The organism is Acidocella sp., assembly GCF_028687955.1.
Classification (GTDB): Bacteria; Pseudomonadota; Alphaproteobacteria; order Acetobacterales; family Acetobacteraceae; genus Acidocella.
Genome location: NZ_JAQTZC010000004.1, coordinates 1 through 11,279 on the forward strand (window position 1 = coordinate 1; position 11,279 = coordinate 11,279).

7 protein-coding genes and 1 other RNA gene are annotated in these 11,279 nt (G+C 66.8%); 5 read left to right on the forward strand and 3 right to left on the reverse strand.

What is annotated here, in order from left to right:
• Positions 1-450 precede the first annotated feature (450 nt).
• Positions 451-777 (reverse strand): FYDLN acid domain-containing protein, encoded by a 327-nt coding sequence (locus PHE40_RS00930; protein ID WP_299956694.1) that lies wholly within the window; start codon positions 775-777, stop codon positions 451-453.
• Between the two features lie 98 nt (positions 778-875).
• Here PHE40_RS00930 and aroA point away from each other — a divergent pair, with 98 nt between their 5' ends.
• Complete coding sequence (gene aroA, locus PHE40_RS00935) at positions 876-2,210, forward strand: 3-phosphoshikimate 1-carboxyvinyltransferase (protein ID WP_299956697.1); 1,335 nt, start codon at positions 876-878, stop codon at positions 2,208-2,210.
• Positions 2,207-2,827, forward strand: a complete 621-nt coding sequence (cmk, locus tag PHE40_RS00940) for a (d)CMP kinase (protein WP_299956699.1) — start codon at positions 2,207-2,209, stop codon at positions 2,825-2,827. Before aroA ends, cmk begins: the two co-directional genes overlap by 4 nt.
• Positions 2,828-2,917: 90 nt before the next feature.
• Here the strand turns inward: cmk and PHE40_RS00945 are convergent, their stop codons facing one another.
• Both PHE40_RS00945 and PHE40_RS00950 read right to left on the reverse strand, forming a co-directional pair.
• Positions 2,918-5,713 (reverse strand): AsmA family protein, encoded by a 2,796-nt coding sequence (locus tag PHE40_RS00945; RefSeq protein ID WP_299956702.1) that lies wholly within the window; start codon positions 5,711-5,713, stop codon positions 2,918-2,920.
• Positions 5,710-9,297: a hydantoinase B/oxoprolinase family protein gene (locus tag PHE40_RS00950; RefSeq protein WP_299956705.1), complete on the reverse strand. Its 3,588-nt coding sequence runs from the start codon at positions 9,295-9,297 to the stop codon at positions 5,710-5,712. The genes PHE40_RS00945 and PHE40_RS00950 overlap by 4 nt, the downstream gene beginning before the upstream one ends.
• 81 nt (positions 9,298-9,378) lie before the next feature.
• Between PHE40_RS00950 and PHE40_RS00955 the strand changes: the two genes are divergently transcribed.
• The 3 genes from PHE40_RS00955 to rnpB all read left to right on the forward strand — a co-directional run bounded on the left by PHE40_RS00955 (position 9,379) and on the right by rnpB (position 11,229).
• Positions 9,379-10,152: a TerB family tellurite resistance protein gene (locus PHE40_RS00955; RefSeq protein WP_299956708.1), complete on the forward strand. Its 774-nt coding sequence runs from the start codon at positions 9,379-9,381 to the stop codon at positions 10,150-10,152.
• Positions 10,149-10,817, forward strand: coding sequence for an N-acetylmuramoyl-L-alanine amidase (locus PHE40_RS00960; protein WP_299956710.1), 669 nt, complete (start codon positions 10,149-10,151; stop codon positions 10,815-10,817). Before PHE40_RS00955 ends, PHE40_RS00960 begins: the two co-directional genes overlap by 4 nt.
• Positions 10,818-10,838: 21 nt before the next feature.
• An RNA gene (gene rnpB, locus PHE40_RS00965) (RNase P RNA component class A) lies at positions 10,839-11,229 on the forward strand.
• The last annotated feature ends 50 nt before the right edge of the window (positions 11,230-11,279 follow it).

Consider the following 11,279-nt stretch of genomic DNA (forward strand, 5'->3'; position numbering starts at 1 on the left):
TGGTATAAGCTCTTGATTTTGCGCGCGGCCGCCCCACCAGCCCCGCGCGCATACCAGTCAGCCTTAAGGCTGACTGGTATAACATCGCCCAAGCCGCAGGCATATTCAGCCGGATCATCGCGCGAAACATTGCACGGCAATATCAATTGGCATCGCCGGATGGCGAAACCGATTGACCCAGCCATGCCGGGTAGCGGCCCTGGGTTGTCCTTGGCCGAGGCGAGAGAACGGCTACGCCAGTCTCGCCGGCTTCGCACCAATCGCACGGGAAAGCGGCAACTGGCGCTGCAAACGCTCTACTCAAAGCAGGATGGCATTGGGGCAAAAAAGCCGCTTGATCACAACGGATACTCTAGCCAGGCGCTCCGGCCCGGATAACGCCTGAAATAAAAAACCTCCGGTCAGCGCAATGGGCGACGGCCGGAGGTTTTTTGTGGCCGGATAAACGGTTTAGCGTTCGGCGTCGTCGGATTCTGGCTGCACGTCGATATCGGCGTCGAGCACGTCGGCATCGTCGTCCAGATCGTCATCTTCCAGGATATCCTCATCGTCACCGTCATCGACGACCTCGACATCCACATCGTCCGGGTTAACCGCCGCCGGTTTGATGACTTTCTTCACTTCCTCGGGCAGCGGCGCGGCGCGCTTGAGGCGCGGCTGCTCGGCAGGCTGCTCGGTCGCGCATTTCGGGCAGACCGCCGGCTCTTTGCCGAGATCGAAAAACCGAGCCCCGCAGGACACGCAGGTGTGTTTTGATCCTAGTTCCGGTTTCGCCATGCCCAACCTCTGCTCTGAACGCGATTTCAACAAGGGCGGCGCGATGCCATGCCCAGCCAGCTATGTCAAACCGCTAAGCTTATGCTAAGCGGCGCGGCATGGAGACTCAACCCGCACGGCCATTGGCTGCCAACCGTCCCAAAAACCCGCTCATCGGGGAAATCGCTGTTCCCGGCGACAAATCGATCAGCCACCGGGCCTTGATGTTCGGCGCCCTGGCGGTTGGCCAGACGCGCATAACAGGGCTGCTGGAGGGGGAGGATGTTTTGCGCACCGCCGCCGCGATGCGCGCCCTGGGCGCCGAGATTACCCGCGATGGCGCCGACTGGCTGGTATCGGGCCGGGGAATCGGCGGGCTGACGCCGCCGGAGGATGTGCTGGACATGGGCAATTCCGGCACCGCGGCGCGGCTGCTGACGGGAATTCTGGCAACGCATGATTTTTCCTCGGTGATGACCGGCGATGCGAGCCTGCGCAAGAGGCCGATGGGACGGGTGATAGAGCCGCTCAAGGCTTCCGGGGCGGTGTTCATCGCCCGGGAGGGGAATAGGCTGCCGTTGACCATCCAGGGCGCGCGGGATGCCCTGCCGATTACCTATCGGTTGCCGGTGGCCTCGGCGCAAGTAAAATCGGCGATTTTGCTGGCGGGGCTGAATGCCCGGGGCATCACCGAGGTGGAGGAGCCGGAGCCGACGCGCGACCATTCGGAGAACATGCTCACGCATTTTGGCGCGCAGGTGCAGGTGACGCAGGCCGGGCGGGGGCGTTTGATCCGACTGACCGGCCAGCCGGAGCTGCGCGCGGCCGATGTGGCGGTGCCGGGTGATCCCTCCTCGGCGGCGTTTCCGCTGGTGGCGGGGCTGTTGGTGCCGGGCTCGAAGCTGGTGATCAGCGGTGTCGGGCTGAATCCGCTGCGCACCGGGTTGTTTGATACTTTGCGTGAGATGGGCGCGGCGCTGGAGATCCGCAATTTCCGGATTCAGGGTGGCGAGAGCGTTGGCGATATTCATGTTGAGCATACCGCGCTGGTGGCGGTTGATGTGCCTGCTGCGCGGGCGCCGAGCATGATTGATGAATATCCGGTGCTGGCGGTGGCTTGCGCCTGCGCGCGCGGGGTGTCGCGGTTCCGGGGGTTGTCGGAGCTGCGGGTGAAGGAGAGCGACCGGCTGGCCTCAACCGCCGCCATGCTGCGGGCGGGGGCCGTGCGGGTCGAGATCGAGGGGGACGACCTGATCGTGCATGGCAGCGCGCAGCCCGCGGGCGGCGGGCTGGTGGAGACCCATATGGACCACCGGCTGGCGATGAGCGCGCTGGTGTTCGGCCAGGCCACCCGCGCGCCGATGCGCATTGACGATGCGCGTTTCATCGATACCTCGTTTCCGGGGTTTGTGACGCTGATGCGCCGGCTGGGCGCGGATATTCTGGCGCCATGATCATCGCCATCGACGGCCCAGCGGCGGCGGGCAAGGGCACGCTGGCGCGCCGGATCGCGGCGGCGCTGGGGTTGCCGTATCTCGACACCGGGCTGCTCTACCGCGCGGTGGGGCGGCTGGTGCTGGAGGCGGGGGGTGATCCGGCTGACCCGGTGGCGGCAACGGCGGCGGCGCGGGCGCTGCGGGCGGAGGATTTCGCCAGGGGCGATCTGCGCGATGCGGCGGCGAGCAAGGCGGCGAGCCAGGTGGCGTCAATCCCTGAGGTGCGGGCGGCGCTGCTGGCGTTTCAGCGGCGGTTCGGCAATGAAAACGGCGCGGTGCTGGATGGGCGCGATATCGGGACGATTATTTTCCCCGAGGCTGAGATAAAATTATTCGTGACGGCGAGCCTGGCGGCGCGGGCGGGACGGCGGCATGCCGAGCTGCGGGCCAAGGGCGATGAGGTGACGCTGGAGGCGGTGCGCGCCGATCTGGCGGCGCGTGATGAGGCGGATGCCAGGCGGGCGGCGGCGCCACTGGTGGCCGCGGCAGATGCGATTTTGTTTGATACCACCGAGATGGATGCGGATGCGGCGTTTAGCCGCGCGCTGGCGTTGATAAAAGCGCGCGCCGGGTAGCGGGCGCTTCACGGGGAGCGTTTGTGAGGATTTTTACATAATACCAGCCCGCCACCAAACCCAGAGAGTCAAGCTCTTGGCGGGCTGGTATTATTGCGGCGGCGCGGGGATTGGCGGTGCAGGAAGCGGCGGCGCGGGGGGCACCCAGTCCAGAGCGGGTTTGAGCCGCGGATATTGTTTCGGCTTTGTCCAACTGCCGAGCAACATGGTGTTGATGGTAAGCGGCGGGGTGACGCGGGGGCTTAGGGCCAGGCGCAGGGCGAGGGTATTGCCAAAAACATCGATACTGCCGGTGGCGCTGGCGTTGCCCGCCGGGCTGGTGAGGCTGGCGTTGCTCAAAGTGCAGTTGCCATGGCTGAATGTGCCAGAGAACGCCAGAGCGGTGAAGCTGGTGGCGCCGCTGGTCAGTGCGGTGTGCAGGGCTTTGGCGCGGTCTGGCGTGTGCAGGGCATGGGCCAGCCCGGCGAGGGTGAAGCCGTTAAGCTGGCCATTGCCGGCATCCAGGCTGAGGCTGCCGCCAAGCGTGGCGGCCCAGGTTTTGGGGGTGTAGCCGCTGGCGGTGAGGGCGGCTGAGGCGTTAAAATTTCCGGAGAGCTTGTAGGGGAAGGCCAGCGGCAGGTTGAGCTGCGTGGAGTCGATATGGCTGGCGGTGAACTGCGCTGTCAGCGCCGGGGGCTGGTTGCCGGCGGTGGTTGCCGTGAGGCTGCCAGCCAGCGTGCCGCCTGCGAGACTGGCCTGGGAGAGCGCCAGGGTGAGGCGGCTGCCGGGGGCGAAAGTGAGGCTGGCGGCGGTGGCGCCGAGGATGGGCTTGCCGCCGTAGAGCACGCGGTCCGCCGTGATGCTGATTTTGCCCTGGGCGGCGGCGAGCGCGGACCAGGGCGGCGCGTAACCGGCTGGGATGGGTGGCAGGGCGAGGGTGCCGGCGGCGATCTGGCCGGAGATGATGCCCTTGTTGCTCATGAGCTGGCCGTCTGCCATGAGGCTGCCGAAGGAGAGGATGAAATTTGGCAGGCCGAAGCTGGTTGGAACGGCCATGAAATCAGCCCGCAGCGCGATGGAGCCGGCGCCGGGATAGGTGAGCCCCTGCGAGAGACCGAAGATGTTGAGCGCGGCGATGGCGCTTGGGTGCTGCAAGGAGATGGCGCCCGAGGCGCTGGGCTGGATGAGGTTGATGACCGGGGTGGCGGTGAGGGTGAAGGCGCCCAGGGTGGCGACGGCGCTGGCGGCGAGCGCATTGGCCGGGCCACGGGCGGCCAGGGTGAGGTTGAGGCGCGGTTGCACCAGGGCGGCGGGCAGGTGCGGCCAGGAAGCGGGCGCCAGCGCGGCCAGCGGGGCGGCGGAGGGCAGCGAGAGGAAGCCGCGCGCGGCGGTGATGTTGCCCTGGGCATCCAGCGTGACGCTGCCGGCGGCGAGACCGCCCAGCATGTTGGCGGAGATGCGGCGGATGTTGAGCTGGTGGTTCAACGCGCCGTCCAGCAACAGATGCGTGAGAGGCAGCGGGCCGAGCGTGGCGTGCGCGGCGGTGATCTGGCCGTCGGCGGTGAAATGGCCGGGACGCTGGCCGCGCCAGGATAGCAGGGGGGTGAGGTCCAGACGGTCAAAATTGAGGGCGCCGGTGGCGTGGTGGCCGGTGATGATGAGGCCGCCGGAGAGATGGCTGGGGCCCAGGCTGCCGGTGAGGTTGTTCAGGTAAAGCTGGCTGGTGGTGCCCGAAAGGCCGGTGGAGAGCGTAGCCGAGGTCCAGGCCGGGGGTGGGGCGAGGCCGTAGGCGGCGAGCAGGCTGGGCAGATCCGGGCTGTTGAGGCTGGCATGGCCGGTGATTGCTCCGGCGGTGGAGATTTGCAGGCTGGCGGCCAGGGTGGTGGCGCCGGGCAATGTGGCCTTCAGGGATTGCACGTTCAGGCCGTTGGGGGAGAGGTTGAGGCTGGTGGTGAGCGCGGGAAGGCTCTGGCCGTTGTAGGTGATGTTGCTGGCGGTGAGCGCGAGCGTTGCGGGCAGGCTGGGCCAGGCCGGGAGCAGCTGTTGCAGGAGCAGATGTTGCAGTGGCGTGAGGTCAAGATTGCGGGCGTCCAGCGTGGCGGTGAGGGCGGGCTGGGAGAAATCCAGCGCGGCGCTGCCGGTGAGGCTGGCTTTGGCGATGTTGAGATGCAGGGCATCGGCGGTGGCCGCGGTGGCGGTGACGGTGAGATTGGCGTTGCCGGAGGTGCCGGGGGCGGTGAGGCTGAGCTGGCCGGTTAAGGTGCTGTCGCCGCCGAGGGTGCCAGAGAGGTTGAGGCTGAGCGGGCCGTTGCCGGCGGTGAGCGAGAGCGGCGCGGCGCCGGTGAGGGCGGTGGCGCCCAGTGCGGCCGTGAGGTTGAGCTTGTTGCCTTGCAGATTGCCGGTGCCCGAGATGGTGACGGCGCCGTTGGCGCCGGTGAAGAGATCGGCATCAACATTGGCGAAATGCACGCTGCCGAGGCTGATGGCGCCGTGGTGGATCTGTGCGTGCAGGGCGGCAAGCCAGCCGGGGAGCGCGATGGATTTGGGGCCGCCGGGCAATGGCCAGGGGAAGGCGATTGTGGGGCTCTCCAGGGTGAGGGTTTGCGCGCTGAGCTGGCCGTGCAGCAGGGCGGGCAGGGAGATGTCCAGTGTGAGGGCGCGGGCGGTGATGACCTCGTTGTCTGGCCCGGTGATGGTGATCTGCCCGGCGTTGAGCTCAGGCGAGGGCAGCAGGCTGAGGGTGAGTTTGCCCGCGATGTGGACTTGCCGGCCGGTGAGGCTGGAGGCCAGTTGTTCGATGCGGGCGCGGTGCGCGCTGGAGGCGACGAAGCCGGGCAGCGCCAGCACGGCGGCGGCGGCAGCGGCGAGGAGGCCGAGGGGGATGAGCCAGAGGAGTTTTTTGTTCACGGCAGATTATAGCCGCCGCCGCCGGGAGTTTTGATGACAAAGGCGTCACCCGCGTTGAGCTGCGCCTGGGCGCAGCCTGGCAGGTAGTCGCGCGTGCCATTGGCGCGATCGATATATTGCTCGCCGCGCGCGCCGGGGGCGGCGCCGTGCAGGCCAAAGGGGGCGATGGTGCGCCGGGAGGCGACGATGGTGGCGGTCATGGGTTCCAGGAAGCGGATTTTGCGTACGGCGCCGTTGCCGCCCGTGAAGGTGCCGGCACCACCTGAGCCCTGGCGGATGGAAAACTCTTCAACGCGGACAGGATAGCGCAGCTCCAGGATTTCAGGGTCAGTGATGCGGGTGTTGGTCATATGCGTATGGACGGCAGAGGTGCCATGAAATGAGGGACCAGCGCCAGAGCCGCCACAGATTGTTTCGTAATACTGTAGTTTGGCGCCGCCGAACAGGAAGTTGTTCATGGTGCCCTGGGCGCTGGCGCAGGCGTCCATCGCGCCGAGCAAGGCGGCGGTGAGGGCCTGGGAGACCTCGGTGTTGCCGGCCACCACGGCGCGGCCGGGCGGCGGGGAGAGAAAGCTGTTCTCGGGGATGATGATGGTGAGTGGCTTGAGGCAGCCCTCGTTGAGGGGGATGTCAGCTCCGGTGAGGCAGCGGAAGGCATAGAGCACGCAGGCGGTGGTAACGGCGGGCGGGGCGTTGAAATTACCGGGATCGGCCGGGCCGGTGCCGGTGAAATCAATCGTGGCGCTGGAGGTTGTGCGCTCGATGGTGATTTTGAGCTTGAGGGGGGCGCCGCTGTCCATCGTGTAGGTGAAATCAGCGTCGTGGAGTTTGGCGATGACCTGGCGGATCGCGGCTTCGGCGTTGTGCATGACGTGGCCCATGTAGGCGTGCACCACGTCCCAGCCGTAGCGGGCGATGATGGTTGTTAGCGCATTGGCGGCGGTGGCGTTGGCGGCGATCTGGGCTTTGATGTCGGCGATGTTCTGGTCCGGGTTGCGGGCGGGGTGGCGCGCGGCGGCGAGTAGGGCGCGGAACGCGTTTTCCTGAAAGACGCCGCCTGAGATGAGGTGAAAATTGTCGATCACAACCCCTTCTTCTTCAAGCGTTTTGGAAAATGGCGGGGTGGAGCCGGGGGTGAGGCCGCCGATGTCGGCATGGTGGGCGCGGCAGGCGGTGAAGAAGCGGATTTTTGTCCCCGCTTCGTCGAAGACGGGGGTGATGAGGGTGATGTCCGGCAGGTGGGTGCCGCCGGCGTAGGGGTTGTTGAGGGCGATGGCGTCGCCGGGTTTGAGGGTGGCGGTGCGCCGGGCGATGACATGGCGGACGGAAGCGCCCATGGCGCCGAGGTGGACGGGGACATGCGGGGCGTTGGCGACAAGCCCGCCGGTTGAATCGAATATGGCGCAGGAGAAATCAAGTCGTTCCTTGATGTTCACGCTCTGGGCGGTGTTGCGCAGCACGGTGCCGGCCTGTTCGGCGATGGCCATGAAGAGGTTGTTGAAAAGCTCGAGCAGCACCGGGTCCGGCCGGGAGGGGTCGGCGATAAGGGTGGCTGCGCGCGGGGTGGTGCGGCGCAGGATGCAATGGTTTTGCGCGGTGATGGTGGCGCTCCAGCCGGGTTCGATGATGGTGGTGGCGTTCTGTTCGCGCAGTATGGCCGGGCCGGGGATTATGGTGCCGGCGCCCAGGGCGCCGCGGTCATAAACTGGGGTGGCGAGGGGATTTCCGCCGGTGAAGATATTGACGCTCTCCAGCGGGGCGGGGTGGGGTTTGGCGGAAATTTCCGGCTCGGGAACATGCGCGCCGGGGGCTGTGGCTTCAACCACCACGGCCTCCGCGACGAGGGGTTTTTCCGGCGTGGTGAAGCCGAAGAGGCGCTGGTGGGCGGCGGCGAATTGCCCGGCCATTTGCGCGTGGGTGGTGAGCGGGACGGGCAGGGCTGTGTCAGTGCCCGCATAACGCAGCAAAACGGTGGTGGCCGTGGTGATTTGCGCGCCGGGGTTCTGGCCGCGCAGGGCGGTGGCGGCGTTTTCCGCCAGGGTGGCCGCGGTGGCGGTGAGGAGGGCGATGCATTCGGGCGTGAAGGGGTGTTCAACCGCCTGGTCGCGGACCAGGCTGAAATCAGCCAGGCCGATGCCATAGGCGGAGAGCACACCGGCGAGAGGGTGGATGAAGATGGTGTCGATGCCTAGCTCGTCAGCCACAAGGCAGGCGTGCTGGCCGCCCGCGCCGCCGAAGCAGGCGAGGGTGAAATCCGCCGGGTTGATGCCGCGTTGCACGGTGATCTGGCGGATGGCGTGGGCCATGTTGGCGACGGCGATGCGGATGAAGCCCTCGGCCAGGGATTGCGGGGTGGTCGGGGCGCCGGTGGCGGTGGCGACCTGTTGCGCCAGGGCGGTGAATTTTGCATGCACGATGGCGGTGTCGAGCGGTTCATCGCCATTGGGGCCGAAGATGGCTGGGAAATGATGGGGGAGGATTTTGCCGAGCAGGATGTTCGCGTCGGTGATGGTGAGCGGGCCGCCCTTGCGGTAGGCGGCGGGGCCGGGGTTGGCGCCGGCACTTTCGGGGCCAACGCGCAGGCGCGCGCCGTCAAAACTGAGGATGGAGCCGCCGCCGGCGGCCACGGTGTTGATGGCGAGCATGGGGGCGCGCAGGCGCACGCCGGCGATCTCGGTCTCGAAGGCATGGGCGAAACCGTTGTCGTAGAGGGCGGCGTCGGTGCTGGTGCCGCCCATGTCAAACCCGATGACGCGGTGGAACCCGGCCTGGGCGGCGGTGCGTGCCGCGCCGGTGATGCCGCCCGCGGGGCCGGAGAGGATGGCATCCTTGCCGGAGAAGTTTTCCGCGCTGGCGAGGCCGCCGTGCGATTGCATGAAATACAAAGGCGCGTGGTTTAAGCCCTGGGAAACCTGGGCGATGTAATGTTTCAGGATCGGAGAGAGGTAGGCGTCGGCCATGGTGGTGTCCCCGCGCGGGACGAGGCGGAGCAGGGGGCTGGCGATATGCGAGAGGGAGATGCTGGTGAAACCGGCCTGGGCGGCGAGTTCGCCGAGGCGCTGTTCCTGCTCCGGGTATTTCCAGGCGTGGATGAGAACGATGGCGACGGAGACGATGCCGCGCGCGCGGGCGGCGCGCAGGGTTTGCAGGGCGGCGGCCTCGTCCAGCGGTTCGATGATGGCGCCGTCAGCGCCGGTGCGGGCGGAGACCTCGGCCACCATTGTGTAGAGCATGCTGGGGCGCTTGATTTCGAGGTCGAACAGGCGGGGGCGGGACTGGTTGCCGATGCGCAGCAGATCCGCGAAGCCGCGGTTGACCAGCAGCAGGGCGGGCGCGCCCTTGCGCTCCAGCAGCGCGTTGGTGGCGACAGTGGTGCCCATTTTGACCTGAACGATAGCCCCGGGTGGAATCGGCGCTCCAGGGGGCAGGCCGAGGCAGGCGGCGATGCCGGCCAGGGCGGCGTCCTGGTAGTGTTCAGGGTTCTCGGAGAGGAGTTTCCGGGTGGTGATCTGGCCCGAGGGGGCGCGGGCCACGATATCAGTGAAGGTGCCGCCGCGATCGATCCAGAATTGCCAGCCTGTCATATATTCCGCCGTGAGAGATGGTGTGGTTGATGTATGATTGCCGGGTTGGGTTCAAGGGCCAGGCTATGTTAGGTTGGGCATATGGCGATTTGGGGCAAGATTATCGGAGGTATGGCGGGCTTTGCCATGGGCGGGCCGGTGGGCGCGCTGTTTGGCGCGGCGATGGGCCATGCCGCCGATGAGGGGAGTTTGAACGGATTCAATTTCGCGGGCCGGCCGTTGCCTTTTGAGCGCGCGCGGGCGGCTGCCATGCTGGGGCGGCGTGACCAGATTTTTGCGGTTGGCGTGACGGTGCTGGCGGCCAAGCTGGCGAAATGCGACGGCCCGGTGGGGCGTGTGGAGATAGATGCGTTCCGGCGCAGTTTTGCCATCCCCGAGGGCAGCGTGGCCGAGGTGGGGCGGCTGTTTGACAGCGCGCGCGAGTCGGCGGCCGGGTTTGAGAGTTATGCCGTGCAGCTCGGCCAGGCGTTTTCGGACAGCCCGGGTATATTGGAGCAGGTGCTGGGCGGGTTGTACCAGATCGCGCGGGCGGATGGCCCGGTGAATGCGGCGGAGGCGGATTTTCTCGCCCGCGTGGCGCAGGGCTTCGGGCTGGATTTGGACGCGGCGCAGCGTGCCGCGCGCGGCGGCGCGATGGCCCCGCCGCCAGTTGAGGATTCCTATGCCGTGCTGGGATTGAAACCGCAGGCCACGAAAGAGGAGATCCGCGCGCGGTGGAAGACTTTGATGCGCGAGAACCATCCGGATACGCTGGCGGCCAAGGCGATGCCCGCCGAAGCGATGAAGAAGGCCTCTGACCGGGTGGCGCGGATCAACGCGGCGTATGACGCTATCAAGCGCGAGCGGAAGCTTTGATTTCAGCGCCTTCGCCGAATTTTGACGAACGGCCGGGCGGGGTTGCGTTTCTGGTGCTGCATTATACCGGCATGCGGACCGCCGAGGCGGCGATTGCGCGGTTGCGCGACCCCGTCGCCAAGGTTTCGGCGCATTATGTGGTGGACGAGGATGGGGCGGTTTATGCCCTGGTGGCCGAGGAGAAGCGCGCCTGGCACGCGGGGGCGAGCTTTTGGCGCGGGGTGAGCGGGCTGAATGATGCTTCAATCGGCATTGAGATCGTCAATCCGGGGCATGAATTTGGCTATCGCGCGTTTCCCGAGCGCCAGATGGCGGCGGTGACGGCGTTGTGCCTGGAGGTGCTGGGCCGCTGGCCTGCGATTGTGGCGCGCAATGTGGTGGGACATTCCGATATCGCGCCGGACCGCAAGCAGGACCCCGGCGAATTGTTCGGCTGGCGCGCGCTGGCGGCGGCGGGGGTTGGGCTGTGGAGCGAGAGGTTCGCGCCGCCGGGCGATTTGCGCGATGATCTGGCGGCGATCGGCTATGATACGCGCTTTGCCGCGCGCGATGTGATTTTGGCGTTTCAGCGGCATTTTTTGCCGGCGCATCTGAGCGGGGCGGCCGATGCCTTGACGGCCGGGCGCGCGGCGGCGCTGCGGGCGCTGATTGACGCGCGGGCCTGAAAAGGTGCTATGAGCGCGCATCCAGACGGTTGGACGGCCGCTGGCGGGGCAACCCGCTGGAGGAAAGTCCGGGCTCCACGGAAATACGGTGCCGGCTAACAGCCGGCGGGGGCGACCCCAGGGACAGTGCCACAGAAAACAAACCGCCGCGGCTTGTCCGGGGTAAGGGTGAAACGGTGCGGTAAGAGCGCACCGCAACCCTGGTGACAGGGTTGGCAGGGTAAACCCCACCGGGAGCAAGACCGAATAGGGGCGGCCGGCGTTGTATCTCAGGATATGAGCGCGGGGGTGTTTTCGACCCGCCGCCCGGGTTGGTCGCGTTGAGGCGGGCCGCAAGGTCCGTCCCAGAGGAATGGCCGTCCAGCATCGTTAAAGATGTGGACAGAACCCGGCTTACAGACCGTCTGGATAGTCTCTGCCGCAGAGTTTAATCCCGGCAAGGAATGAGAACAAAACATAAAC

Bases quoted from the DNA above. Each gene is read 5' to 3' on its own strand.
- aroA (WP_299956697.1), top strand. From the start codon at position 876: ATGGAGACTCAACCCGCACGGCCATTGGCTGCCAACCGTCCCAAAAAC.
- PHE40_RS00930 (WP_299956694.1), bottom strand. From the start codon at position 777: ATGGCGAAACCGGAACTAGGATCAAAACACACCTGCGTGTCCTGCGGG.
- PHE40_RS00950 (WP_299956705.1), bottom strand. From the start codon at position 9,297: ATGACAGGCTGGCAATTCTGGATCGATCGCGGCGGCACCTTCACTGAT.
- PHE40_RS00955 (WP_299956708.1), top strand. From the start codon at position 9,379: ATGGCGATTTGGGGCAAGATTATCGGAGGTATGGCGGGCTTTGCCATG.
- cmk (WP_299956699.1), top strand. From the start codon at position 2,207: ATGATCATCGCCATCGACGGCCCAGCGGCGGCGGGCAAGGGCACGCTG.